Source organism: Rhodococcus sp. AC861 (assembly GCF_979256035.1).
Window position 1 is genome coordinate 557568 of record NZ_CEEDMW010000004.1, and the last position, 25649, is coordinate 583216.

A 25649-nucleotide genomic window follows, 5' to 3' on the forward strand; every position below is an offset into this window, starting at 1 on the left:
CGCTAGACCAAGCTCTCCTGCCACGCCGCATCGAGGTGGGCGAAGCGACCGTCGGCGGCGATAAGATCGTCCGGGGTGCCGTCTTCGACGACGCGGCCGTCGGCCATGACGAGGACGCGGTCGGCAATCGCCACCGTGGAGAGTCGGTGCGCGATGATCAGCGCCGTCCGACCCTCGAGTACGGTCTCGAGCGCCTGCTGGACCAGCCGCTCACCGGGGATGTCGAGACTGGAGGTGGCCTCGTCGAGCACGATCACCGACGGTGCGGCGAGGAATACGCGGGCGAAGGCCACCAGTTGCCGTTGACCCGAGGACAGTCGGCCGCCCCGCTTGCGCACGTCGGTGTCGATGCCGCGCGGTAAGGCCTGCAGGAACGGCGTCAGGCCGACGGCGTCCGCAGCTGCCCGGACCTCGTCGTCCGTGGCCGACGGTCGCCCGAGTCGGATGTTGTCGGCGATCGATCCGGAGAACAGGAACGACTCCTGGGTCACCATCACGACGGCGCGACGCAGATCGTCGTCGGCGAGGTCGCGCAGGTCGATGCCGTCGAGCCGGACGTGCCCCGACGTGGGGTCGTAGAACCGCGCCACCAACTTCGCGAGCGTGGACTTCCCGGCACCGGTGGCGCCGACCATGGCGACCACCTGACCGGCAGGCACGTGCAGGGAGAATGTCGGCAGAACGACGGATCCGGCTCCGTAGGCGAACGTGACGCCGTCGAAGTCGAGGTCGCCACGGGCCGAGTCGAGGGCGACCGGACGCAGAGGTGCGGGGACTGCTGGCTCTTCCTCCAGCACTCCCGAGATCTTCTCCAGCGCTGCGGCCGCGGACTGGTAGGCGTTGAACACCTGGGCCAGCTCGTCGAGCGGACCGTAGAACCGTCGGAGATACAGCACGTATGCCGCGAGCACACCGATGTCGAGGTCGCCGCCGATGACCCGCCGGCTGCCCACGACGACGATGACGGCAAGGGTCGCGTTTCCGATCCATCGCACGATGCCGGTGTAGCTCGCCATGCCGCGCAGCGCACTGGTGGTCGAATCGCGATACTCGGTGTCCTCGGCGCGCAGGATGTCCGCGTTGCGACGCTCCCGGCGGAAAACCTGTACCGCGCGGATGCCCACCATGGACTCGACGAAATGGACCACGACGCGGGCGATGGACACCCTGGTGCGGCGATACGCCTGGCGTTGACGTCGCTGGGACCACCGAGTGACGAGTACCAGGGGAACGAACCCGGCCAGCACGACGAGAGCGAGCGGTACATCGAGGTAGATCAGGATGATCGCGATGGACACCATCGACAGGATCGCGGTCAGGGCGTCGTTCAGCGCACTCTCGAGCAAGGTCTGCAGCGACTCGACGTCACTGGTCAGCCGGGAGATCACCTTGCCGGACGTGTACTTCTCGTGGAACGAGAGCGACAGGGATTGGGTATGACGGAACACCCGGTCACGCAGATCGAAGAGGATGTCCTGACTCAACCGGCCGGACACCATCAGGAACGCGTATGTCGTTGCTGCGCCCAGACATCCGACTGCGACGTAACCGACGATCGTCCAGACCAACGGCGCCCACCGACCGTCGATCGCGGCGTCCACGCCCGTGTCGAGCGCATGCGCGATGAAGAGCGGACCCGCGACGAAAGCGAGGTTGTCCAGGAAGATGATCGCCAGCGTGAGGGCGGTACGTCGCCGATGCGGGCGAAGGAGCGAGAACAGCAGTCGCCGTGAACGATCGGCCAACACGAGGTTGCCGGCTCTGTCGACGTCGGAGTCCTCTCCGCCGACGCCCCTCCAGTCGGTGTCAGCCATGGCGGCTTCCTATCGCAGCGTCGGACCCCATGACCTCGCGGTAGGCGGCGGAGGTGGCCAGCAGGTGTTCGTGCGTTCCGGACTCGAGGACGGTGCCGTGGCCGATGTGCACCACGCGATCGGCCAACGCCGCCGTCGACGGTCGGTGCGCCACCAGCACGGTGGTGGAGTGCTGCAGCACCGACCGCAGGCGCCGTTGCACTGTCGACTCGGTGTCCACGTCGAGGGCCGAGAGGGGATCGTCGAGCACCAATACGCGAGGTCGACACATCACGGCTCGGGCGAGTGCCAGGCGTTGGCGCTGACCACCGGACAGGCTCAACCCCTGCTCACCGATGCGAGTGTCCAGCCCCCACGGCAACGCGTCGACGAACCCTGACGCGTTCGCGATGTCGAGAGCTTCCGCGACGTCGGCATCGGTCGCGTCGGGACGACCGAGTGCCACGTTCTCGCGGACGCTCGCCGAGAACAGGATCGGCTCCTCGAAGGCGACGGACACGATGGAACGGAGGTCCGCCAGGCGCATCGACCGGATGTCGACGCCGTCGATCGTCACGGCACCGCCGTCGACGTCGAACAGTCGGGGAATCAACGTCGTGACGACGGATTTGCCCGTCCCGGTGTTGCCGACCACCGCAACGGTCTCACCGGGATGGACGTCGAAGCTGACGTCGTCGAGGAGTCGGTCCGGGGCGTCGGGAAAGCGGAACGCGACGTGATCGAACCGGACGTGGCCGCGTACGGGACTCGGGAGGATCGCGGGCACAGCGGGATCGACGATCGACTCGGGAGTGTCCATGATCTCCCAGTACCGGTCGGCGGCGGTCCGGGAATTGTTCAGCTCCGCGAGGAGGAAGCCGAGGGACTCCACCGGCCACGACAGGAAAGCCACGACCGCCATGGTCGCCACCAGGGTTCCGGCGGTCATGGTGCCGTTCACGATGGAGTAGGTGCCGTAGGCAAGCATGCCGCCGATGGCCAGCGGCGGAAGACCCACGATGACCGACCACAGCAGTGCGAGATAGCGCACCTTGGTCAGCTCGGTGGTGCGCAGCGTCGCAGCCTGTGTGAGGAAGCGGCGGCCCAGGTGGGCGCTGCGACCGAAGGCCTTGAGCACACGGATGCCGTGGATGGATTCCTCGACGGTGGTGGTGACGTCGCCCGCCTGATCCTGGGCGTCGCGGGCGACGATGCGATACATCTCCTCGAAGCGGACGCACGCCAGCACGAGGGGGACGGCTACCACCAGCATGATGACGCCGAACTGCCACGCCTGCACCAGGAGAATGCCCAGCCCGGCGACGAGTGTGACGGCGTTGATGATGATGAAGGGGCCGACGAAGGCGACGAACCGGCGCAACGCCGACAGATCCGAGATGGCGCGGGACAGCAGTTGGCCCGACTCCCAACTGTCGTGGGCGGTGACGGACACCCGCTGGAGCTTGTCGAAGACCCGGGCGCGCGCCGTGATCTCGAATTGGCTCGACGGTCCCGACACCAGGTAGCGGCGAATCCAGATCCCCACCGCGTCGACCGTGCCGAGCAGCAGCACCAGAGCGGCCGGCCACCAGATGCCCGACAGATCACCGCGCGTGATCGGACCGTCGATGATGCGCTGGATCACGAGGGGAATGACCAGAGCCGCGAGCGTCGCGACGAGCGAGACCACGACCGATCCGGCGAAATACCACCGGTACGGGTACAGAAAGGGGACGAAGCGGCGCAGTGACGAGGTGGTTCTCTCGTCCGTCTCGTCCTTCGTCGTCGTCCGTTCCACCAGTCCGGTAGACACATCGTCTCCTTCACCTACCCGACAACGGTCTCATCGAGCAGGTGAAGGATCCAACCGATTTACCGCGACCCTCTATTCCGCGCGCCGCTTGGCATCGCCGAACGGCTCGTCCCGTTCCTGCACCGCTTGCCGGAATCCGACTGTGGCAGCACGGGTCTGGAATGCGTAGCCCTCGCGGGTGTGTCGGGAGATGCCGTCGAACACGGTGCTGACCATCGTCGAGGTGGCGACGCCCGACGCCAGGAGCGAGCTGTTGAGAGCGAGCTTCACCATGATCAGCTGGTTGATCGGCATCCGTGCGATCCGCGCCACCAGGTCCTCGGTTCGTGCGTCCAATCGGTCGGCGGGCGCGGACTCGACGGCGAGGCCCCATTCCGCGGCCTGCTTGCCGGTGAGGCAGTCGCCGGTCAGCAACAGTCGTTTGGCGCGCTGGTCGCCGAGGCGGTGCGCCCACATGCCTGCCGCGGGAACTCCCCAGACCCGCGTCGGGGGATAGCCGATCTTGGTGTCGTCGGCGCAGATGATCTGGTCGGCGTAGAGCGCGATGTCCGTGCCGCCGGCGACGGCGAAGCCGTGAAGCTTGGCGACGACGGGCTTGTTCGCGTGCAACAGGCTCGCGAAGCCGCGATTGAAGCGGCTCATCATCGCGTAGTCGAGCATCGGATCCCACGTCCCGGACGGGTCGTGGTTGCGGGCTTGGACGACGGGGTCGAGAACCGTGCCGGTGGTGTCTGCGGCGTCGTCGTCGCCCCGGTCCAGGTTCTCGGCGTAGATCGACAGGTCGTAGCCGCCGCAGAAGCCCTTGCCGCGGCCGGACAGCAGCATCACGTGGACACGCGGGTCCAGATCTGCGCGCTCCACGGCGGCAGCCAGCTCGACCGGAGTGTCCGCGGTGATGGCGTTGCCGTGCTCCGGTCGATCGAAGGTGATACGCGCGATGCGCCCGGTGACCTCGTAGGTGAGCGTGCGGTACCGCGGCGACTCGTCGCGAGACGGTCGACCCTCGAACGGCGAGTCGGCGCCCTCGTCCCAGCCGTCACGCCACGCGGCCGGCCCGTCGCTCATGCGGGCACCTTCGGTGTCGATCGCTCGATGATCGTCGCCGTGTCGATACCGGTGGGGAGGGTTCCGTAGACGCTGCCCCAGTCCCCGCCCAGACGGCTCGAGGTGAAAGCGTCCGCCACGGCGGGGTGTCCGTACCGCACCAGCAGCGAGCCCTGCAGTGCCAGCGCCATGTCGCCGACGATCCGGCGCGCGCGGTGCTCCACCGTCGCGAGGTCCCCGAAGGAATTCTTGAGCGACCGCACCGAGGCGTCGAGCGCCGCGTCGGACCCGGCGCAGCTGTCGAGCTCGTCGAAGAAGACGGCGAGAGTGTCCGGCTGCTTCGCCACCGCCCGCAGGGTGTCGAGCGCCGCGACGTTGCCCGAGCCCTCCCACACCGACAGCAGGGGAGCCTCGCGGTAGAGCCGCGGCATCCGCGACTCCTCCGCATACCCGTTGCCGCCCAGGCATTCCAGAGCTTCTGCGGCATGGGCGGGTCCGCGTTTGCACACCAGGTACTTGCTCACGGACAGGCTGATGCGGCGCAGCGCGGCAGCGTGCCGGTCGCCGGCCGTGGCCCGGTCGGTCAGCGCGGCCAACCACAGAGCCACCGTGGTCGATGCCTCGGACTCGACGGCGAGATCGGCGAGGACGTTCCGCATCAGCGGCTGGTCGACGAGGTTCTTGCCGAAGGCCTGGCGGTGCACCGCATGGTGGATGGCCTGCGCAGTACCGGCGCGCATGCCGGTGGCAGAACCCAGCGTGCAGTCCAACCGGGTCATGTTCACCATCTCGATGATGGTGGGCACGCCGCGGCCCTCGTCGCCCACGAGCCATGCCGTGGCATCGTCGTATTCGACTTCGCTGGAGGCGTTGGAGTGGTTTCCCAGCTTGTCCTTCAGGCGCTGAATCGCCATGGCGTTTCGGGTGCCGTCGGGCAGGATTCGAGGCAGGAAGAAACAGGACAGGCCACCCGGTGCCTGCGCGAGGACCAGCAGGATGTCGGACATCGGTGCGGACGTGAACCATTTGTGGCCGGTGATGCGGTACGACCCGTCGGGCTGCGGCACCGCCGTCGTCCGGTTGGCACGCACGTCCGAGCCGCCCTGCTTCTCGGTCATCGACATACCGGCGACGAGCCCGGACTTCTCGAGTGGAGCCCGCAGCGACGGATCGTAGGTGCGCGTGGTGAGCAGCGGTTCGTACTGCGCTGCCAGGTCGGAGTTCGCGCGCAGGGCCGGAACCACGGCGTAGGTCATGGAGATCGGGCAGCCGTGGCCCGCATCGACCGCGCCCCAGACGCTGAATTTCGCGGCACGCTCGAGATGCGCGTGCGGTGACGGATCGTTCCACGGAGCCCCGTGCATCCCGAATTCGACTGCCGTGCGCATCAACTCGTGATACGCGGGGTCGTAGACCACCTCGTCGATGCGATTGCCGTACCGGTCGTGCGTGTGCAGGACGGGCGGATGCTCCTCCGCCAGGTCACCCCACCGCTGCGCCTGCTCGCTGCCCGCGAGACGGCCGAGGCGGTGCAACTCGTCGAGGGAGTCCGCGGCGCCTTCCCGGTGCAGCGCCTCGAGGATCACCGGGTGCTCCGCGACGTCGTGGCCGATCAGCGGCGGGACCTGGTTGGTGACGGTATGGGTCGTGGTCATGACGACTTCCTGACGGGGGAGAGGGAGGCGGGGGATGCGCCGAGTGCGCGCAGGGTGAAGGTGTCGAGCGCGTCGAGGGTGGACGCGTCGGCGTGCCCGCGGGCCAGGGGCAGCACCAGTGCTTCGCCGATGGCGCCGACCAGGCACGAGGCGGTGATGGACGCGTCCTGATCGGGTAGTTCCCCGGCCTGTACGCCTGCCCGGATGGAGGAGGCGAACGCCTCGGCGAACGCCACCCGGAACGCGAGGCGTTCGGTGTCGACGAGGGCATCGATGGGTTCGGCGAGAAGGGCGTAGGCCAGTGTCGGATTCCGTAGTGCGCGTTCGGCGAACGTGCGTACCGAGGCGAGGATGGAGTCGATCGTCGAGCCGGTCCGCGCCGCGTGCGTTCCCGCGGTGGTCGCGGCCGTCACCTCGCGTCCGCACGCGTCCCGGAAGACCTCGGCGAACAGCTCGCCCTTGCTGGGGAAGTAGCGGTACACGGTGCCCACGCCGATGCCGGCGCGTGCCGCCACGTCCGCCATCGCGCAGCCGGCGTAACCCTGCTCGGCCACCAGTGTCAGTGCGGCAGCAACGATTCCGGACCGCGCAGCGTCGAGTCGCTCTTGAACGGCGGCAGTCCGTCGGTAGGCCATGTCAAGGAGTGAACGCGGATTCCGTTCATGTGTCAAGAGTGCTCAGGCAGCTACCAGCGAGATCCGACGCGGTTGTTGACCAGCAGCACGCCGTCGACGTCGATGTGCGCGGGTGGACGGAACACCATGACGGTGTCCTGGTCGTCCGGAGGTGTCGGGTCGTCGAAGTTGCCGATGCCGCCGAGCAGCCCACGCCAGCGGACCCACCCGCGCGCCTCGTAGAACCCGACGGCCTCGGGAAGTGAATTGAGGACGCCCAGAACATCACTCGACTCGATCTCGGCTTCGATCGCCTCCATGACCGAGGCGCCCTGGCCGGTTCCACGGAACTCGGGGTCCAGCGCGACGGCCTCCACGAAGCCGCCGTCGAACTCCTTCCCGTCGTGGGCGAGGAGCCGCGGGACCACCGCTGCATGGCCTATCACGCGATCGCCCACCGTGAGGACGGCATGGACGCCACCGAGGGCATGGATCCAGTCGTGAGGTGTGAAGTGCTCACCGAACGCGCCGCGCACCAATCCCTCGCAGGCATGGGTGTCGGCGTCGGACAACTCGTCCGTCGACACGGTTCGAAGCGCTGGTGCGTCGTCCACGGTGTCCCCCCGGGGCAGCAATGGCCGGGCAGGACTCCCGGTCAGTCGTTCGCGTGCAGGATCGAGTTGAGCTCGACTCCCGTACCCTTCCACGGCACGACCTCGACCGCACCGGAGACGGAATTACGGCGGAAGAGAAGATTCGACTTGCCGCTCAACTCGGACGCCTTGATGACGGTGCCGTCCGGTCCGGTGACCTTGGTACCCGCGGTGATGTAGAGGCCCGCCTCCACGACACAGTCGTCTCCGAGCGAGATGCCCAGTCCGGCGTTCGCGCCCAGCAGGCAGCGCTGACCGACCGAGATGACGGCCTTGCCGCCACCGGACAGGGTGCCCATGATCGAGGCGCCACCGCCCACGTCCGACCCGTCGTCGACGACGACGCCGGCCGAGATGCGGCCTTCCACCATCGACGAGCCGAGTGTGCCGGCGTTGAAGTTGACGAATCCCTCGTGCATGACCGTGGTGCCGGACGCGAGGTGCGCGCCGAGGCGGACCCGGTCGGCGTCGCCGATACGCACTCCGGTGGGGAGAACGTAGTCGACCAGGCGGGGGAACTTGTCGATGCTGTAGACGGTGACGTGTCCGCGGGCGCGCAGCTTGGCGCGGGTCGCTTCGAAGCCCTCGACGGCGGCGGGGCCGAAGTTGGTCCACACGACGTTCGACAGCAGTCCGAACTGTCCGTCGAGGTTGACCCCGTGCGGCTGCACCAACCGGTGCGAGAGCAGGTGCAGGCGGAGGTACACGTCGTGAGCATCGGTGGGCGCGTCGTCGAGCGAGCTGATGGTGGTGCGCACCGCGACGATCTCGAGGCCGCGTGCGTCATCCGTGCCGACGAGGGGTGCCAGCTCCGCGGGGATGTCCGACTCGGCAAGACGGGTGGTACCCGTCTCGGCGACCTCACCCAACTCGGGTGCGGGAAACCAGGTGTCCAGCACCGTTCCCGAGGTCGTGATGTGTGCAATGCCGACTGCCGATGCGCCTGTGGTCACGGGTGGAGAGCCTAGAGGAATAGGGTCGGGCAGGTGAGCGCACCCATCACCCTGGACCTGCACGCCGATCCTGTCGACCTCACCGCGGCGCTGGTGGACGTCCCCAGCGTCTCCCGCGACGAGGCCGCTCTGGCCGATGCGGTCGAGAGTGCGCTGCGCGAGCAGACATCCGGCTTCGAGATCGTCAGATTCGGCGACGCCGTGCTGGCCAGGACGAGTCGCGGACTGCCGACGAGGGTGATCCTCGCGGGGCATCTCGACACCGTCCCCATCGCCGACAACGTGCCCAGCAGACGTGAAGGCGACGTTCTGTACGGATGCGGAACCGTCGACATGAAGTCGGGCGATGCCGTGTTCCTGCACCTGGCGGCGACCATCGCGGAACCGAACGCCGATCTGACGTTGGTCTTCTACGACTGCGAGGAGATCGAGGCCTCCGCGAACGGCCTGGGGCGCATCGAACGCGAGATGCCCGAGTGGCTGCGCGGCGATGTCGCGATCCTCGGCGAACCGTCGGGCGGCTTCATCGAGGCGGGCTGCCAGGGGACGCTCCGGGTCCGGTTCACCGCGTCGGGGACGCGGGCGCATTCTGCGCGGTCGTGGCTGGGCGACAACGCCGTTCACAAATTGGGTCCGCTGTTCGAACGGTTGGCCGCGTACGAGCCGCGCAGCGTCGACATCGACGGATGCGTGTACCGCGAAGGTCTGCAGGCCGTGCGAGTGAGCGGCGGAGTCGCCGGAAACGTCGTTCCGGACGAGGCATTCGTGGACGTGAATTTCCGGTTCGCGCCGGACCGCACTGTCGAGCAGGCGATCGAGCACGTACGCGAGGTGACGGCCGGCGTCGACCTCGCGGTCGAGGTGACCGACCGCTCACCCGGCGCGTTGCCGGGTCTCGCGGCGCCCGCGGCGGCGGCTCTGGTCACCGCGGCCGGCGGAGAATTCCGTGCGAAGTACGGCTGGACCGACGTGTCCCGGTTCTCCGCGCTCGGCATTCCGGCGGTCAATTACGGGCCCGGCGATCCGAACCTCGCGCACAAACGCGACGAGCACGTTCCCGTCGGACAGATCACCGATGTCGCCGACGTCCTGCGTCGGTATCTGACTGTCACCGGCGGGCACTAACCTCGGCACCATGAACGCGCCTTCACGACCGGGAGACCGCTCGACGAACTATCGCGGGCCGGTCATGGACCGACGCGAGTACGCCGGAACGACCACCGACCAACGCCTCCTCGATTCGCGCGGCCCGTCGGACTGGCTGCACACCGATCCGTGGCGCGTGCTGCGTATCCAGAGCGAGTTCGTCGAGGGATTCGGCGCACTGGCCGAGCTGCCCCGCGCTGTCACGGTGTTCGGGTCGGCGCGAACGAAGCCGGACTCGGCCGAGTACGCCGTCGGGGTCCAGCTAGGCACTGCGCTGTCGGCAGCCGGATACGCCGTCGTCACCGGCGGCGGCCCGGGTGCGATGGAAGCGGCCAACAAGGGGGCCTGCGAGTCGGGTGGTTTCTCCGTCGGCCTGGGCATCGAGCTGCCCTTCGAGCAGTCGTTGAACCAGTGGGTCGACCTCGGGGTCAACTTCCGCTACTTCTTCGTCCGTAAGACGATGTTCGTGAAGTACTCGCAGGCGTTCGTCTGCCTACCGGGCGGATTCGGCACCCTCGACGAGCTGTTCGAAGCGTTGACGCTGGTCCAGACCCGCAAGGTGACGCAGTTCCCGATCATCCTGTTCGGCACCGCGTTCTGGGGAGGCCTGCTCGAGTGGATCCGGACGACGCTGGTGGGCGCCGGAACGGTGTCGGAAAGCGATCTCGAGCTGATCCGCTGCACCGACAGCGTCGAGGAGGCAGTCCGGTGGATCGACGAGAGTCGACAGAGCCTGGCCGAGACCGAGAGCCGATCGAGCGTGACCGAGCAATGACGGCAGTGTGCGTGTACTGCGCGTCCGGTCCGGTGGAGCAGCAGTACATCGATCTGGCGGCGGAGGTCGGGAGCGAGATCGCTCGACGCGGGGGCACTCTGGTGTCCGGGGGCGGCAACGTCTCGATGATGGGCGCGGTCGCCGCGGCGACCCGCGCCGCCGGAGCGACGACGCTGGGTGTGATCCCGAAGGCACTCGTGCACCGCGAGGTGGCCGACGTGGACTCCGACGAGCTAGTGGTCACCGACACGATGCGCCAACGCAAGCAGGTGATGGACGAGCGTGCCGACGCGTTCGTCACACTGCCCGGCGGCATCGGCACGCTCGAGGAACTGTTCGAGACGTGGACGTCCGGCTATCTGGGCATGCACGACAAACCGGTCGTGATCCTGGACCCGCAGGGCCACTACACCCCGTTGCTCGAGTGGCTCCGATCGCTGGCCGGGACGGGTTTCGTCTCCGCGAGATCGCTGGACCGGCTCATTCTCACCACGGACGTGGACGCGGCGCTGACGGCCTGTGGGCTACCTCGCACCGTGAACATTACCAACCAGTAAGGTAAGCGTCGTCACAGCCGGATTCGTTGCCGGCTCGCTTGGGAGGGGATCACCACATGGGTGCCGAGGCTCGTCACAAGGTCGGATTGCTCGACATCGCCGCCACGCTGCCGAGGATGACCACGGCCCTGCCGAGCGTCCTGCGTGGGCTGCCGGGCTTCCTGCGCAAGCCGGACGACAAGGAGTCCATCGGCCACATCTTCCAGCGTGTCGCCACCAAGACTCCCGACCACCCCTTCGTCAGGTTCGAGGGCGACACCCTGACGTACGGACAGGCGAACGATCTGGTGAATCGCTACGCCTCCGTGCTCACCGATCGCGGTGTGCAGCGCGGCGACGTGGTCGGCGTCCTGGCGAAGAACTCGATGCGCACCCTGCTGGTCGCTCTCGCGACCGTGAAGCTCGGCGCCACCGCCGGCATGTTGAACTTCAACCAGCGCGGGGAGGTGCTCGAGCACAGCCTGGGCATCCTCGACGCGCGCGTGCTCGTCGTCGACGAGGACTGCATCGAAGCTCTCGAGTCGCTCGACGAGGCGATGCCGGAGAAGGTCGTCCTGCACGCCGACGAACTCGACCGCCTCGCGGAGTCGGCGAGCGCCGAGAACCCCGTCGCCACCACCGAGATCCAGGCGAAGGAGAAGGCGTTCTACATCTTCACCTCCGGCACCACGGGTATGCCCAAGGCCAGCCTGATGAGCCACTTCCGGTGGATGAAGTCCATGTCCGGCCTCGGCAGCATGGGCGTGCGACTGGACAAGAACGACGTCCTCTACTGCTGCCTCCCGCTCTATCACAACAACGCTCTGACGGTGTCGCTGTCGTCGGTGCTGGCGTCCGGCGCCACCCTCGCCATCGGCAAGCAGTTCTCGGTGTCCAACTTCTGGAAGGACGTCCGCGAGAACGAGGCCACCGCATTCACCTACATCGGTGAGCTGTGCCGCTACCTGCTGACTCAGGACGAGACTCCGCAGGACTCCGACAACACCATCAGACTGATCGTGGGCAACGGACTGCGCCCGGAGATCTGGGAAGAGTTCACCACCCGCTTCGGCATCTCGCGCGTGGCGGAGTTCTACGGCGCCAGCGAGTGCAACATCGCCTTCATCAACGCCTTCAACATCGACCGCACCGCAGGGTTCTGCCCGCTGCCGTACGCCGTCGTGGAGTACGACGACGAGACGGGCAAGGCCAAGCGCGACGACTCGGGTCGCCTGTCGAAGGTCGGTGCCGGCGGCGTCGGTCTGCTGCTGTCGAAGATCACCGATCGTGCGCCCTTCGACGGGTACTCCGACGAGGAGGCGACGAACAAGAAGCTCCTCAAGGACGGTTTCAAGGACGGCGACTGCTGGTTCGACACCGGGGACCTGGTGCGCCAGCAGGGTTTCCGACACGTCGCATTCGTCGACCGACTCGGTGACACCTTCCGGTGGAAGGGCGAGAACGTCGCCACCACTCAGGTCGAGGGTGCGTTGAACTCGCATCCGGACGTCGACCAGGCCGTGGTCTTCGGCGTCGACATCGACAAGACGGACGGTAAGGCAGGAATGGCGGCGGTGACGCTGCGCGGGGGAAAGTCCTTCGACGGCAACTCCTTCGCACAGCACGCCTACAAGAACCTCCCCGGATACGCGGTTCCGTTGTTCATCCGTGTCGTCGAGTCCCTCGAGGCCACCTCGACGTTCAAGAGCAAGAAGGTCGAGCTCCGCAAGATCGGATACGGCGACGGTGACGGCGACCTGTATGTCCTGAAGGGCAAGTCCGGCGGATACGTCGAGAGCTACGACGGCTACGTCGACGAGGTCGGCGCCGGAAAGCTGCCCAAGGGCTGAACTCCAGCGGTCGAGACATGTGTGAAGTACCCTTCTCATGTGAAGGGTACTTCACGTTGTCGACCGGAACGAGGTCTCCATGAACACTGCCGAGAGTCGAACCCGGTGGGGACGTACGAGACTAGGCTCGCGGGACGTCTCGGCCATGGCGGTTTCCGTCCCGTCCGGCATCGTCCTCGCCGCTGTCCTGGGCGCTCTCGCGGTCTCGGTCGGCATGGCCGGCTCGGACGTCCTTGTCGGTTTCCTGGTGTTCTCGTTCTGCCTCGCTGCGCCGTGCGTCGGTGTCGTGTGGGTGTCGGTGGTCGACCGCGCGTCGGTTCGCGGCGCTGTGGTGCACGAAGAGGAGTCGGTCGAGTCCTCGTGGTACGGCCGAGCAGCGGCAGGGTCTTTCACCGACGTCGTCGCATTCGCCGGTCTCGGAGCTGTGGTCCTCACTGCGGTCGGAGACAGTGTGGACGGCTCGCTGGTGATGGCGAGTGTGGTCGTCGCGGCGGCAGTCAGCTTCGGTATCCGCTACGGCATCGCCGCGCGACGATCCACCCGGTGAAGAACTCTCTCCCGGAGCTTCGACGCGCCAGGCAGTGGTCGCAGCAGCGTCTGGCCGACGAGGTCGGAGTGTCCCGTCGCACCATCGTGTCCATCGAAACGGGCAAGTTCGACCCGTCGCTGCCGTTGGCTTTTCGGCTCGCCGCGACGTTCTCGCTGCGCATCGACGACATCTTCGAGCCCTGAACGGGTGACCGGGCATCATGGTGACGTGAGCGAACCCGGCGCGACCGTCATCCCGAACTCGACATTGTGCGGCAAGCCGGTGGCTACGGACCGGGCACTCGTCATGGCCATCGTGAACCGCACACCCGACAGCTTCTACGACCAGGGCGCCACGTTCGGCGACGACGCGGCCATGGACGCCGTACGCCGCGCGGTGGACGAGGGCGCCGACCTCGTGGACATCGGGGGAGTCAAGGCCGGACCCGGCGCCACCGTGGACGCCGACGAAGAGACGCGGCGGGTAGTGCCGTTCGTCGCCGCGATCCGCACCGCGTACCCGGATCTGGTCATCAGCGTCGACACCTGGCGAGCCGGCGTCGCCCGGCTCGCCTGCGCCGAGGGCGCGGATCTGATCAACGACACCTGGGCCGGCGCCGATCCCGAGCTGGTGCACGTCGCCGCCGAGATGGGTGCCGGCATCGTCTGTTCGCACACCGGCGGCGCCGTCCCGCGCACCCGTCCGCACCGCGTCCGCTACGCCGACGTGGTGGCCGACGTGGTCGCCGAGGTGACCCGTTCCGCGGAGGATGCGCGTGCCGCGGGGGTCCGACTCGACGGAATCATCGTCGATCCGACCCACGATTTCGGGAAGAACAGCTATCACGGGCTCGAACTGTTGCGTCGGATCGACAGTCTTGTAAACACCGGATGGCCTGTGCTGATGGCGCTGAGCAACAAGGACTTCATCGGGGAGACTCTGGGTGTAGGACTTGCCGAACGCTTGGAGGGAACGTTGGCCGCGACAGCTTTGACGGCATCACAGGGCGCTCGGATGTTCCGAGTGCACGAGGTGGCAGCAACGAGACGGGTCGTCGACATGGTGGCAGCGATAGCCGGCACCAGGGCACCCGCGCGAACAGTGCGAGGTTTGGCATGACACTGGCAGGCATGATCACCCCGGCGACCGACTGGGACCGCATGAACAGTTGGGACAGCCCGTCCTGGACCCTCGAGGAACTCGAGGCCGCGAAGGGCGACCGCACCGTGTCCGTCGTCCTCCCCGCGCTCAACGAGGAAGAGACCGTCGCCGGCGTCATCGACACGATCAGTCCGTTGCTCGGACGCATCGTCGACGAGTTGGTCGTCCTCGACTCCGGCTCCACCGACCGGACCGCGATCCGGGCGACGGCGGCAGGCGCCACCGTCGTCTCGCGTGAGGAGGCCGTTCCGGAACTGGCACCCGCGCCGGGGAAGGGCGAGGTGCTCTGGCGTGCGATCGCCGCCACGACGGGCGATCTGATCGCCTTCGTGGATTCGGACCTCATCGATCCGGATCCCCAGTTCGTCCCCAAGCTCCTGGGCCCGCTTCTCACGACGGACGGTATCCACCTGGTCAAGGGTTACTACCGACGACCGTTGGCAGGATCGGCGGAGGCTCACGGCGGAGGCCGCGTCACCGAGCTCGTCGCCCGACCGCTGCTGGCCGCCCTGCGGCCCGAGCTGGGTCGCGTCATCCAGCCTCTGGGCGGCGAATACGCAGGTACTCGGGAACTCCTGTCCTCGGTGCCGTTCGCGCCGGGCTACGGAGTCGAGATCGGCTTGCTGATGGACACCTACGACCGTCTCGGGATGGACGCCATCGGTCAGGTGAATCTCGGAGTCCGCCGCCACCGCAATCGTCCGCTCGTCGAACTGGGCGCGATGAGTCGCCAGATCGTCGGAACGATGCTCGCCAGGGCAGGAATCCCGGATTCGGGCGCCGGTCTGACGCAGTTCGTTCTGGACGGGGAGACGTTCGTTCCCTCGGTCACCGATGTCTCGCTCGCCGACCGGCCGCCGATGCGAACCGTACGGCCGTGGGTGGACAAGACCTGGGTGGACAAGACGAGGGGTTGAGGCGTGGCAGGATCGCCTCATGGTGACGATCCTGCTGTACGTCGTCGTGATCGCCGTCGTGGCGGTGGCTCTGTTCCTTCTCGCGTCCGTCGTCTTCGGGCGTGGAGAAGAGATGGAACCGCTGCCCGAAGGCACCACGGCAACTGCTCTGCCCGCACGCGGTATCGCGGGACGAGACGTGCGGGCTCTGCGGTTCTCGATCACGCTGCGCGGTTACGACGCCCGTGAGGTCGATTGGGCGCTCGATCGTCTGGCGGTCGAGTTGGACAGTCTGCGGTTGCGCCTGAAGGAGCAGGAACCGGCGGCGCCCGTCGACTCGGGTGCGGAACCGGCGGAGGTCACCGAGGAGCCACCTCGGTGACGATGCCGGGCTCCGACGGCCGCATCCGCTGCGCGTGGGCGGGGGACCCGTCGCTGGACCCGCTCTATGCGGCGTATCACGACGACGAGTGGGGTGTTCCCGTCCACGGACGCTCCGCGCTCTTCGAGCGGATCACCCTGGAAGCGTTCCAGTCCGGCCTGTCGTGGATCACCATTCTGCGTAAGCGGGACGCGTTCCGGGCCGCCTTCCGCGGGTTCGATCCCGCGCTGGTCGCACAGTTCGGCGAGGACGACGTCGAGCGTCTGATGTCCGACAGTGCGATCGTGCGCAACCGAGCGAAAATTACTGCGACAGTGCGCAATGCGCGGGCCGTCGTGGATCAGGACATCGATCTGGACGCGGTGCTCTGGTCCTTCGCGCCACCGGCACGACCGCGGCCGTCGACGCTGACGGATGTCCCGGCGGTCACGGCGGAATCGACCGCGCTCGCTCGGACTCTGAAGAAGGCCGGGCTGTCGTTCGTCGGACCGACGACCGCCTACGCACTGATGCAGGCGACCGGAATGGTCGACGACCATGTCGTCGACTGCTGGGTTCCGGCGCGCTAGTACACACCCGCTCCACCGCTGTTCGAGGGTGTCCGTTACCCGCGGATCCGGAGGATAGGGAACAATAAGTTCACGAGCCTCGTCGGACCCCGCCGAGGCGCGACCGAATTGATGCAGCGCGCAATGCAGGTCAGCGCAGATCTGGAGGGAGCAGAGAATGGCGGCCATGAAGCCCCGGACCGGGGACGGTCCGCTCGAGGCGACCAAAGAGGGACGAGGAATCGTCATGAGGGTTCCACTCGAAGGCGGAGGACGCTTGGTCGTCGAACTGACTCCCGACGAGGCGGCAGCCCTGGGCGACGAGCTCAAGGGCGTCACCAGCTGAACACCGGCACTCCCTGCGAACGGCCCCACCGACCGGTGGGGTCGTTCCTTTTTCCTACCGCGAGCAAGTGGGGCATCCGATGAACGACGACGCCGTTGCTCTCCTGATGTGTCCGCACTGCGGAGCGGACCTCGAGTCGGACGGTACGCAGGTGCTGTGCGATCGCGGGCACACCTTCGACGTGGCGCGGCAGGGTTACGTGAGCCTGCTGTCCGGCTCGGGAGGGAAGATCGTCGGTGACTCGACCGAGATGGTGGCCGCTCGCGAGCAGTTCCTCGACGGCGGGTACTACGACCGCCTGATGGACGCTGTGGCCGACGCGTGCGTCGACACTCGGACGGTGCTCGACATCGGCGCCGGGACGGGCCACTACCTTGCCCGCGCCCTCGATCGTGCCGGAGCGAACTCGGTGGGCATCGGACTCGACGTGTCCAAGGCGGCTGCACGGCGTGCGGCACGCGCACACCCCCGCATCACCTCGGTCGTCGCCGACGTCTGGAACCACGTGCCGGTCCGAACGGAGAGTGTCGACGTCGTTCTGTCGGTGTTCTCCCCCCGCAACGCTGCCGAGATCCACCGCGTGCTCACTCCCGGGGGGCGCCTGGTCGTGCTCACGCCGACCGATCGTCACCTCGTGGAGTTGGTGGACGATCTCGGTCTCGTCCGGGTCGACGAGAACAAGACACGACGACTCGGCGACACCCTCGCCGGACGGTTCGAGCGGGAGCAGCGCACCGCGGTCACATACCCGATCTCCCTGGGCCACGACGAGGTCGCGGCCGTGGTGGGAATGGGCCCCTCCGCCCGGCACGTGTCCGCCGACGATCTGCGAACACGTGTCGAGGCGATGCCGACTCCCCGCGAGGTCACCGTGTCGGTGACCGTCGGGGTCTACGCCCGCGCTGCCGCGACGTCGACGGCAGCCGAGTAGACCTCCATCGTCTGCTGGGCGATGGACTCCCAGGAGAACTCCGCGACCGCGCGTTCACGCCCGGCGACTCCGTACTGCGCAGCCCGCGATCCGTCGGCGACGAGAGCATTCACCGCGGCAGCCAGGTCGGCCTCGAAGGCGGCCGTGTCCGCGGCGTCGTAGTGCACCAGCGTTCCGGTGGCGCCGTCGACGACCACCTCGGGGATGCCTCCGACGTCGGACGCGACGACGGCCGTCTCGCACGCCATCGCCTCGAGATTGACGATGCCCAGCGGCTCGTACACGGACGGACACACGAAGACCGTTGCTGCCGAGAGGATCTGACGGATCTGCTCGGTGGGAAGCATCTCGCGGACCCAGAACACGTTGCCGCGGCTCTCGATCAGCGCGTCGACTGCCTGCTCGGTCTCGGCGGCGATCTCGGGGGTGTCGGGAGCGCCGGCACACAGCACCAACTGGATCGACGGGTCGAATGCGTGCGCGGCAGCGACGAGGTGCCCCACGCCCTTCTGCCGGGTGATGCGGCCGACGAAGGCGACGATGGGGGCATCCGACCGCACACCGACGGCGTCGAGGGCGGACGGCTCGCCGTCGGCTGCGCCACCCGCATGCCAGACGTCGGTATCGATTCCGTTGCGGACGACGTGAACCCGCGCCGGGTCGATACCCGGGTAGCAGTCCAGGACATCGGCCTTCATCCCGTCACTGACGGCGATGACGGCGTCGGCGTTCTCCATCGCGTTGCGCTCGGACCACGACGAGACGCGGTATCCGCCGCCCAACTGTTCCGCCTTCCACGGCCGACGAGGCTCGAGGGAATGCGCGGTGAGGACGTGGGGGATGCCGTAGAGCTCGGCTGCGAGATGACCGGCCAGTCCGGTGTACCAGGTGTGGGAGTGCGCGATGTCGGCGTCGCCGGCAGCATTCGCCATCCGCAAGCCGGTCGACAGCGTCGTGAGCGCCGGATTCGCGTCGGCCAGTTCGGGGTCGGGGGAGTGCACGGTTGCCGTGTCGCGCGGTGCGCCGATGCAGTGCACGTCGACCTCGCACAGGGCGCGGAGTCGCTCGACCAACTGCGTCACGTGGACGCCGGCGCCGCCGTAGATCTCAGGTGGATATTCCTTCGTCATCATCGCCACTCGCATGAGACGAACGTAACGCGTCGGGGTGCATTCGGCCTATACGTAGCGATTGCTCGTCACAACCGGATAGGTTGACTGTTGTGAGGACCCAGCCGCATGTACTCGGGATCGTGCTCGCCGGCGGCGAGGGCAAACGCCTGTATCCGATGACCGCTGATCGAGCGAAACCCGCCGTCCCTTTCGGTGGCGCCTACCGCCTCATCGACTTCGTGCTCAGCAACCTGGTGAACGCGGGGTATTTGCGACTCTGTGTTCTGACTCAGTACAAGTCGCACTCGTTGGACCGCCACATCTCTCAGACGTGGCGACTCTCGGGCTTCGCGGGTGAGTACATCACTCCGGTCCCGGCCCAGCAGCGTCTCGGACCGCGCTGGTACACGGGTAGCGCGGACGCCATCTTCCAGTCGATGAATCTCATCACCGACGAGGACCCCGAGTACATCGTCGTGTTCGGCGCCGATCACGTCTACCGCATGGACCCCGAGCAGATGGTGCAGCAGCACATCGACTCGGGTGCGGGCGTGACCGTCGCGGGCATCCGTGTACCTCGCAGTGAGGCAACAGCTTTCGGCTGCATCGACAGCGACGCGTCGGGCAACATCACCGAGTTCCTCGAGAAGCCGAAGGACCCGCCGGGTACCCCCGACGACCCGACCATGACGTTCGCGTCGATGGGCAACTACGTGTTCACCATCAAGGTGCTCGTGGACGCCATCCGCGCCGACGCCGAGGACACCGACTCCGATCACGACATGGGCGGCAACATCATTCCCGCTCTCGTCGCGGCAGGGATGGCCTCGGTCTACGACTTCAAGGACAACGTCGTTCCCGGCGCCACCGAGCGGGACAAGGGTTACTGGCGCGACGTCGGAACACTCGACGCGTTCTACGACGCCCACATGGACCTGGTGTCCGTGCACCCGATCTTCAACCTCTACAACAAGCGCTGGCCGATCCGCGGATCCGCGGACAACCTCCCGCCCGCCAAGTTCGTCCAGGGCGGCCTGGCGCAGGAATCCATCGTCGGCGCGGGATCCATCCTGTCCGGTGCGACCGTGCGCAACTCGGTGCTGAGCTCGTCGGTCATCATCGACGCGGGCGCGACGGTCGAGGGAAGCGTCATCATGCCGGGCGTGCGCATCGGGAAGAACGCCGTCGTGCGCAACGCCATCCTGGACAAGAACGTCGTCGTCGGCGACGGCGAGATCATCGGCGTCGATCGCGACCGCGATGCGGAGCGGTTCAACGTCAGCGCCAACGGCGTCGTCGCCGTCGGCAAGGGTGTCTGGATCTAGGTCACTCCGGCACGCGCGAGGCGCACAGCAATCCGTCGCCGAGCGGGAACACGACGGCCGTGAGGCTGTCGTTCTCCGCGATGGCACGTGCCGCGGCACGAACCGCCACCGTCGCCTCGTCGCGTGACGACGCGTCGGCCACCCGCCCACCGAGCAGCGCGTTGTGCAGGATCAAGGCCCCGCCGGGGCGCAGCATCCGCACACCCTCGGCGACGAACCCGACGTGGTCACGTGGGGTGGCGTCGATGAACACCAGGTCGTAGGACGCATCCGCTAGGCGGGGGAGGACGTCCAGTGCGCGGCCGTTGATCAACCGGGTGCGGGACGCGGCGATACCGCCGGATCGGAACGCTTCCTTCGCGGCGCGTTGATGCTCGGGCTCCGTGTCGATGGTGGTGAGAACACCGTCCGACCGCATGCCGTCCAGCAGCCACAGCCCGCTGACGCCGGCGCCCGTGCCGACCTCCACGACGGTTCGCGCACCGGACAACTGGGCCACCATGCTGAGCACCGCGCCGACCGAGGCGGGGACGGGGGCGGCGCCCAGATCGACGGCCCTCTCACGGGCGGCCAGCAGGACCTCGTCCTCGACGACGGATTCCTCGGCGTAGTGCAGCATCTTCGCGGCGTCGACAGTCACGCGAAAACCCTAACGCGTCGTGACCACTCACGTGTCGGCCTGTGAACTCTCAGCCGACACTCAGCCTCTTCACACGGGTCGCACACATGTCCGCGAGAGAGTTGACCTCACGAGAGTTCGCCACAGCTTCGGTCGCGTGCAGAACGGGTACCGGAACAACTCGGACCGAACAGGAGTTCACCGATAGACATGATGACCGACCCGCGCGAACACGCCGACCTGACGACACCGGTCGAGACCGAAGAGCTGTCCGGAACTGCTGTCTTCGATGCCACCGGCGATGCCACCTCCATGCCGTCCTGGGACGAACTCGTACGCGAGCACGGCGACCGGGTGTACCGGTTGGCCTACCGCCTGTCCGGCAACGCGCAGGACGCCGAGGACCTGACCCAGGACACGTTCATCCGGGTGTTCCGGTCCCTGCAGAACTATCAGCCGGGAACGTTCGAGGGTTGGCTGCACCGCATCACCACCAACCTCTTCCTCGACATGGTCCGCCGTCGGAACCGCATCCGCATGGAGGCGCTGCCCGAGGACTACGACCGCGTCCCGTCGGACACACCCGACCCGGAGCAGATCTATCACGACGCGCGTCTCGACCCCGACCTGCAGGCCGCTCTCGACTCGCTGGCACCCGAGTTCCGCGCCGCGATCGTGCTGTGCGACATCGAGGGTCTGTCCTACGAGGAGATCGGCGCGACCCTGGGCGTCAAGCTCGGAACCGTCCGGAGCCGCATCCACCGAGGTCGCCAGGCTCTCCGCGACCATCTCGCCACGAGCCGTGAGATGCGGGCATCGCTCACCCCGTCGGAGTGACGCCGCAGTAGTACCGTCGTGACGGTGACGTCGGTCTTCTGCCGGGAACTTCCGCGCGGTGTCCGTCGTTAGTGTTCGAGTACGTGACCACATCCGGACGTGCGTGAAGTGGAGGTAGGAATGACACGGGCACGCGAACCGCGACAGTTCAGCCCCACCGATCACCTCGCGAGCGAGGCGATCGCCGCCTACGTCGACGGCGAACTCCGCATGAATCCGTATCTGCGGGCCGCGCACCACGTCTCCGAGTGCCCGGCGTGCGCCGCCGAGGTCGACGCCCAGCAGCAGGCGCGAATCGCTCTGCAAGCCTCGCCCCAGATGTCGATGCCGTCGTCCCTTCTCGGCCTGCTGAGCCAGATTCCGCAGTGCACCCCGCACGACACGACGCGTCCCGAGCCGTCCTTCGGTTCCGGTCTCCGCCACGGCCTGGGGTCGGTCGTCGGCTCGCGCTTCCGTCGGCGGTAGCGTGCACAGGTGACTCCAGCCGACGAGTACCGCCCCACCGGCGACAGCAAGGACGACGCGGACACACCGCGACTCCCTCCTCGTCCGCTCTACCGTCCGACCATCGACTCGCACGTCGTCCGTGCGTTCGGTCGGCCGCACGGTATCCGTGACTCCTTCGGCGACGACCGGACTCGTCGCCGCGAAACCCCGTCCATTCGTGTCGGTGCGCCCGACCCCGTGCTGACCGAGGCTTTCGGTCGGCCCCCCGGTGTCGCCGAGTCGCTGGTGCGTGAACCGGAGGCGCCCGAGCCTGCCTCGGAATCGGCCCCCGAGAATCCGTGGCGCATCCCGTCGTCCCGCGTGATGTCGGTGTCGCCCGCCGTGGACGAACCGGAGCCCGCCCCTCTCGCACCCGGCACCAGGATCGGCGCGCGCGAGGTGCTGTTCGGACGCCGAGTCTCCACGGGCGCGCTGGCGTCGCTGGCCGGAGTGGCTCTGGTCATCGGTCTGCTGGGCGGCGTCGTCGGCAGCATCGCCGCCGATCTCGGAGGCTCGCTCACCAGTTCCCGCGTCACCCTCGAGCAGGGCGGGAGCGAGTTGCCGCAGGGCCAGGTGGCGCGCGTCGCCGAGGCGGTTCTCCCCTCGGTCGTCTCGGTCCAGGAGACGTTCGGCGGCAACGCCGGCACGGGCTCCGGAGTGGTCATCGACGGCAGCGGCTACATCGTCACCAACAACCACGTCATCTCGATGGCGGCCACCAATCCCGGTGCGACACTGAACGTCACGTTCTCCGACGGCACCAAGGTGCCCGCGCAGATCGTCGGACGCGACACCAAGACCGACCTCGCCGTACTCAAGACGGATGTCGCGGATTTGACGGTGGCGCAACTCGGTAAGTCCTCGGACGTCGCGGTGGGCGACGACGTCGTCGCCGTCGGATCGCCGCTCGGCCTGAGCAAGACGGTCACGCGTGGCATCGTCAGTGCACTCGATCGTCCCGTCCGTCTGTCGGGAGAGGGCACGGACACCGACGCGGTGATCGATGCCGTGCAGACCGACGCCGCCATCAACCCGGGCAACTCGGGTGGTCCGCTGATCGATGCGGAAGGTCGCGTCATCGGCATCAACTCGGCCATCCGCAGCGAGAGCGGGGGATCGGTCGGGCTCGGTTTCGCCATCCCTATCGACGACGTCACCGAGGTCGCGCAGTCGCTGATCCGCACCGGAACCATGACCCACCCGGACATCGGAGTCAGTGTCCGCTCGGTGGTCAACGACGCGCTGACCGGTGCCGAGGTGGCCAACGTGACCGCCGGTGGTCCGGCGCAGCAGGCCGGGATCGCCGAGGGCGACGTGATCGTCCGCGTCGGAGACCGCACGGTCAGCGGCGCCGACGAGCTCACGGTCGCCGTGCAGGAACAGCAGATCGGACAAGCGGTACAGGTTCAGCTGGTCCGGTCGGGACGCACGGTGGACGTGTCCGTCACCCCCGTCTCGGATGCGTAGGCTGTAGGGGTGTTCTCGAACATCGGCTGGGGCGAGATGATGGTGCTGCTCGTCGTCGCACTCGTCGTCCTGGGCCCGGAACGTCTGCCCGGCGCCATCACCTGGACCACCAAGTCGCTGCGTCAGGTCCGTGACTACGCCAGTGGCGCGAGTCAGCAACTCAAGGACGAGCTGGGCACGGACTTCGACGACCTGCGCAAGCCGCTCGCGGATCTGAACCAGCTGCGCGGCATGAGCCCGCGCGCGGTGATCACCAAGCACCTCCTCGACGGCGACGACTCGATCTTCACCGGCAAGTTCGACGAGAAGCCGCAAACTCCGGCCGGCGGTTTCACGCCGAACATGAGCAAGTCGCCGAGCGCACCGCTCCCCACCGGGGAGCGGCCGCCGATCGATCCGGACGCGACCTAACTCGTCAGAGGTGCCGGGTGGTGTCGATGCCCAGGCTCATTCCGGCCAGTCCGCGGCTGCGCACGGACAGTTTCTCGGCCACCTCGATCATCGCTTTCGCCGCCGGTGTCTCCGGTGCGCTCAGCACGATGGGGATACCGGAGTCGCCGCCTTCGCGGACCGCGGTGTCCAGGGGAATCTGGCCCAGCAGAGGCACTTTCGCGCCCACGGCGACGGTGAGGCGCTCCGCGACGGCCTGTCCGCCGCCGGTGCCGAACACGTCCATGCGAGTGCCGTCCGGGAGTTCGAGCCAGGACATGTTCTCCACGACGCCCACGACCCGCTGACGGGTCTGCAGCGCGATGGCGCCGGCACGTTCGGCCACCTCGGCCGCCGCCTGCTGCGGGGTGGTCACGACCAGGATCTCCGCGCCGGGAATCAGCTGGGCGACCGAGATGGCGACGTCGCCGGTGCCGGGCGGCAGATCGAGCAGCAGGATGTCCAGGTCGCCCCAGAACACGTCGGCCAGGAACTGCTGCAGCGCACGGTGCAGCATGGGTCCACGCCAGACGACGGGAGTGTTGCCCTGGGTGAACTGGGCGATCGAGATCATCTTCACGTCGTGCGCGACGGGCGGCATGATCATCCGCTCCACCTGCGTGGGCCGCGCATCGGTGCCGAGCATGCGGGGGACGGAGTGCCCGTAGATGTCGGCGTCGAGGACACCGACCGACAGGCCCTTGGCCGCCATGGCCGCTGCGAGGTTGACCGTGACACTCGACTTTCCGACGCCACCCTTGCCCGAGGCGACGGCGTAGACGCGCGTCAGCGATCCGGGCTGGGCGAACGGGATGACGGGTTCGGCAGAATCACCGCGCAACGACTTGCGAAGTTCCGTGCGCTGCTCGTCGTTCATGACGTCGAGTTCGACCCGGATGGCGCCGACTCCCGCGACGTCGGCGACGGCCTTGGTGACGCGGTCGGAGATCTCGGTCTTCATGGGGCACCCGGCGGTGGTGAGGAAGATTCCGATGTCGACGGACCCGTCCTCGCTCAGAGCGACGCTCTTGACCATGCCGAGTTCGGTGATGGGCTTGCGAATCTCGGGGTCGTTCACGCGCGCGAGTGCGCTACGAACGTCCGATTCGGTGGCTACGGGCATGCCCCGATGGTAGGCGTTACCGGCTCAGTGAATTCGGGGCAGGTCCGCTTCGGCGGGGGCGATGCCGGTGGAGTACGCCACGGACCAGGCGACGACGTTCGCGACATAGGCCATCGAGTTGTTGTAGCGGAGGATGGCGCGCGTCGCCTGCAGCGGGTCGGCCATGTTCAGGCCTCCGTCGCAGAGGTACTTTCCGGTGGTCGCGGCGCTGTCGAAGAGGTTCTGGGGGTCGGCCTTGCCGTCGCCGTTGCCGTCGGTCGCGTAGTGCTTCCAGGTTTCCGGGAGGAACTGCATCGGCCCGACCGCGCGGTCGTAGGTGGCATTGCCGTCCAGCTCGCCGCCGTCGGTGTCCATGATCACGTTGTTACCGGCCAACGATCCGTCCAGAACGGGACCGAGGATGGGTTCGAAGAGGGTGCCGTCGGCTCCGGCTGCTCCGTCGTTGGCGTGGGTGGACTCGACTCGACCGATGCCGGCGAGCAGCGCCCAGTTCATCGAGCACCCGGGGGTGCTCTGTGCGAGCAACTGCTCGGCGCTCCGATACGCGGCGACGTTGATTCCGGGCACTCCGAGGGGTCCGGCGGCGAGACTTTCCGGCAGGGCGGGCGCTGCGGGAGGGGGAGGCG

28 protein-coding genes are annotated in these 25649 nt (G+C 67.6%); 17 read left to right on the forward strand and 11 right to left on the reverse strand.

The window, feature by feature from the left end; all coding sequences use genetic code 11:
- Positions 1–2: 2 nt before the first annotated feature.
- From AC0IX4_RS16145 to dapD, 7 genes are all read right to left on the reverse strand, one after another.
- On the reverse strand, positions 3–1814 hold the full coding sequence (locus tag AC0IX4_RS16145) for an ABC transporter ATP-binding protein (protein WP_471829874.1): 1812 nt from the start codon (positions 1812–1814) through the stop codon (positions 3–5).
- Positions 1807–3606 carry an ABC transporter ATP-binding protein gene (locus AC0IX4_RS16150; RefSeq protein ID WP_471829876.1) on the reverse strand — a complete coding sequence of 600 codons (1800 nt, stop codon included), beginning with the start codon at positions 3604–3606 and terminating at the stop codon, positions 1807–1809. Before AC0IX4_RS16150 ends, AC0IX4_RS16145 begins: the two co-directional genes overlap by 8 nt.
- Before the next feature lie 72 nt (positions 3607–3678).
- Complete coding sequence (locus AC0IX4_RS16155; protein ID WP_042576397.1) at positions 3679–4671, reverse strand: crotonase/enoyl-CoA hydratase family protein; 993 nt, start codon at positions 4669–4671, stop codon at positions 3679–3681.
- Complete coding sequence (locus AC0IX4_RS16160) at positions 4668–6305, reverse strand: acyl-CoA dehydrogenase family protein (RefSeq protein ID WP_471829878.1); 1638 nt, start codon at positions 6303–6305, stop codon at positions 4668–4670. Before AC0IX4_RS16160 ends, AC0IX4_RS16155 begins: the two co-directional genes overlap by 4 nt.
- A complete protein-coding gene (locus AC0IX4_RS16165) occupies positions 6302–6940 on the reverse strand; it encodes a TetR/AcrR family transcriptional regulator (RefSeq protein ID WP_471829880.1) in 639 nt (212 codons plus the stop codon). Before AC0IX4_RS16165 ends, AC0IX4_RS16160 begins: the two co-directional genes overlap by 4 nt.
- Before the next feature lie 50 nt (positions 6941–6990).
- Positions 6991–7533, reverse strand: coding sequence for a GNAT family N-acetyltransferase (locus AC0IX4_RS16170; RefSeq protein WP_471829881.1), 543 nt, complete (start codon positions 7531–7533; stop codon positions 6991–6993).
- Between the two features lie 41 nt (positions 7534–7574).
- The gene (gene dapD / locus AC0IX4_RS16175; protein ID WP_082043275.1) at positions 7575–8525 is read right to left on the reverse strand and encodes a 2,3,4,5-tetrahydropyridine-2,6-dicarboxylate N-succinyltransferase; all 951 of its coding nucleotides are present in this window, start codon (positions 8523–8525) and stop codon (positions 7575–7577) included.
- A 33-nt stretch (positions 8526–8558) separates the two neighbouring features.
- Between dapD and dapE the strand changes: the two genes are divergently transcribed.
- The 12 genes from dapE to AC0IX4_RS16235 all read left to right on the forward strand — a co-directional run bounded on the left by dapE (position 8559) and on the right by AC0IX4_RS16235 (position 17625).
- A complete protein-coding gene (dapE, locus tag AC0IX4_RS16180; RefSeq protein ID WP_471829882.1) occupies positions 8559–9650 on the forward strand; it encodes a succinyl-diaminopimelate desuccinylase in 1092 nt (363 codons plus the stop codon).
- A 10-nt stretch (positions 9651–9660) separates the two neighbouring features.
- The gene (locus AC0IX4_RS16185; protein WP_056069549.1) at positions 9661–10446 is read left to right on the forward strand and encodes an LOG family protein; all 786 of its coding nucleotides are present in this window, start codon (positions 9661–9663) and stop codon (positions 10444–10446) included.
- The gene (locus tag AC0IX4_RS16190; RefSeq protein WP_471829884.1) at positions 10443–11003 is read left to right on the forward strand and encodes an LOG family protein; all 561 of its coding nucleotides are present in this window, start codon (positions 10443–10445) and stop codon (positions 11001–11003) included. Before AC0IX4_RS16185 ends, AC0IX4_RS16190 begins: the two co-directional genes overlap by 4 nt.
- A gap of 56 nt (positions 11004–11059) precedes the next feature.
- The gene (locus AC0IX4_RS16195) at positions 11060–12832 is read left to right on the forward strand and encodes a long-chain-acyl-CoA synthetase (RefSeq protein WP_471829885.1); all 1773 of its coding nucleotides are present in this window, start codon (positions 11060–11062) and stop codon (positions 12830–12832) included.
- A 145-nt stretch (positions 12833–12977) separates the two neighbouring features.
- Positions 12978–13379, forward strand: coding sequence for a hypothetical protein (locus AC0IX4_RS16200; RefSeq protein ID WP_471829887.1), 402 nt, complete (start codon positions 12978–12980; stop codon positions 13377–13379).
- Positions 13376–13564 (forward strand): helix-turn-helix transcriptional regulator, encoded by a 189-nt coding sequence (locus AC0IX4_RS16205; RefSeq protein ID WP_042574719.1) that lies wholly within the window; start codon positions 13376–13378, stop codon positions 13562–13564. The genes AC0IX4_RS16200 and AC0IX4_RS16205 overlap by 4 nt, the downstream gene beginning before the upstream one ends.
- Positions 13565–13667: 103 nt before the next feature.
- Entirely contained in the window at positions 13668–14480 is an 813-nt protein-coding gene (gene folP / locus AC0IX4_RS16210) for a dihydropteroate synthase (protein ID WP_471829949.1), read from the forward strand.
- Positions 14477–15439 carry a glucosyl-3-phosphoglycerate synthase gene (locus AC0IX4_RS16215; RefSeq protein ID WP_471829889.1) on the forward strand — a complete coding sequence of 321 codons (963 nt, stop codon included), beginning with the start codon at positions 14477–14479 and terminating at the stop codon, positions 15437–15439. The genes folP and AC0IX4_RS16215 overlap by 4 nt, the downstream gene beginning before the upstream one ends.
- 19 nt (positions 15440–15458) lie before the next feature.
- Positions 15459–15800: a DivIVA domain-containing protein gene (locus AC0IX4_RS16220; protein ID WP_042574716.1), complete on the forward strand. Its 342-nt coding sequence runs from the start codon at positions 15459–15461 to the stop codon at positions 15798–15800.
- 2 nt (positions 15801–15802) lie between these two features.
- The gene (locus AC0IX4_RS16225; RefSeq protein ID WP_471829951.1) at positions 15803–16369 is read left to right on the forward strand and encodes a DNA-3-methyladenine glycosylase I; all 567 of its coding nucleotides are present in this window, start codon (positions 15803–15805) and stop codon (positions 16367–16369) included.
- Between the two features lie 157 nt (positions 16370–16526).
- A complete protein-coding gene (locus AC0IX4_RS16230) occupies positions 16527–16694 on the forward strand; it encodes a DUF3117 domain-containing protein (RefSeq protein ID WP_003406247.1) in 168 nt (55 codons plus the stop codon).
- Between the two features lie 79 nt (positions 16695–16773).
- Positions 16774–17625 (forward strand): methyltransferase domain-containing protein, encoded by an 852-nt coding sequence (locus tag AC0IX4_RS16235; protein WP_471829905.1) that lies wholly within the window; start codon positions 16774–16776, stop codon positions 17623–17625.
- Here the strand turns inward: AC0IX4_RS16235 and glgA are convergent.
- The gene (glgA, locus tag AC0IX4_RS16240; protein WP_042574713.1) at positions 17586–18770 is read right to left on the reverse strand and encodes a glycogen synthase; all 1185 of its coding nucleotides are present in this window, start codon (positions 18768–18770) and stop codon (positions 17586–17588) included. The genes AC0IX4_RS16235 and glgA overlap by 40 nt on opposite strands.
- 77 nt (positions 18771–18847) lie before the next feature.
- Between glgA and glgC the strand changes: the two genes are divergently transcribed.
- Positions 18848–20062 carry a glucose-1-phosphate adenylyltransferase gene (gene glgC / locus AC0IX4_RS16245; protein ID WP_471829907.1) on the forward strand — a complete coding sequence of 405 codons (1215 nt, stop codon included), beginning with the start codon at positions 18848–18850 and terminating at the stop codon, positions 20060–20062.
- Between the two features lies 1 nt (position 20063).
- Here the strand turns inward: glgC and AC0IX4_RS16250 are convergent, their stop codons facing one another.
- Positions 20064–20681 (reverse strand): O-methyltransferase, encoded by a 618-nt coding sequence (locus tag AC0IX4_RS16250; protein WP_042574738.1) that lies wholly within the window; start codon positions 20679–20681, stop codon positions 20064–20066.
- 210 nt (positions 20682–20891) lie between these two features.
- Here AC0IX4_RS16250 and sigE point away from each other — a divergent pair, with 210 nt between their 5' ends.
- From sigE to tatB, 4 genes are all read left to right on the forward strand, one after another.
- Positions 20892–21518, forward strand: coding sequence for an RNA polymerase sigma factor SigE (sigE, locus tag AC0IX4_RS16255; RefSeq protein WP_042574711.1), 627 nt, complete (start codon positions 20892–20894; stop codon positions 21516–21518).
- A 120-nt stretch (positions 21519–21638) separates the two neighbouring features.
- Positions 21639–21983: a zf-HC2 domain-containing protein gene (locus tag AC0IX4_RS16260; RefSeq protein ID WP_471829909.1), complete on the forward strand. Its 345-nt coding sequence runs from the start codon at positions 21639–21641 to the stop codon at positions 21981–21983.
- A 9-nt stretch (positions 21984–21992) separates the two neighbouring features.
- On the forward strand, positions 21993–23471 hold the full coding sequence (locus AC0IX4_RS16265) for a S1C family serine protease (RefSeq protein WP_471829911.1): 1479 nt from the start codon (positions 21993–21995) through the stop codon (positions 23469–23471).
- A 9-nt stretch (positions 23472–23480) separates the two neighbouring features.
- Positions 23481–23882, forward strand: a complete 402-nt coding sequence (gene tatB, locus AC0IX4_RS16270; protein ID WP_471829913.1) for a Sec-independent protein translocase protein TatB — start codon at positions 23481–23483, stop codon at positions 23880–23882.
- 4 nt (positions 23883–23886) lie between these two features.
- On the opposite strand, the gene AC0IX4_RS16275 is transcribed toward tatB, so the two are convergent.
- Complete coding sequence (locus AC0IX4_RS16275) at positions 23887–25023, reverse strand: Mrp/NBP35 family ATP-binding protein (RefSeq protein ID WP_042574708.1); 1137 nt, start codon at positions 25021–25023, stop codon at positions 23887–23889.
- Between the two features lie 24 nt (positions 25024–25047).
- A partial coding sequence (locus AC0IX4_RS16280; protein ID WP_471829915.1) for a lytic transglycosylase domain-containing protein occupies positions 25048–25649 on the reverse strand: 602 nt, incomplete at its 5' end.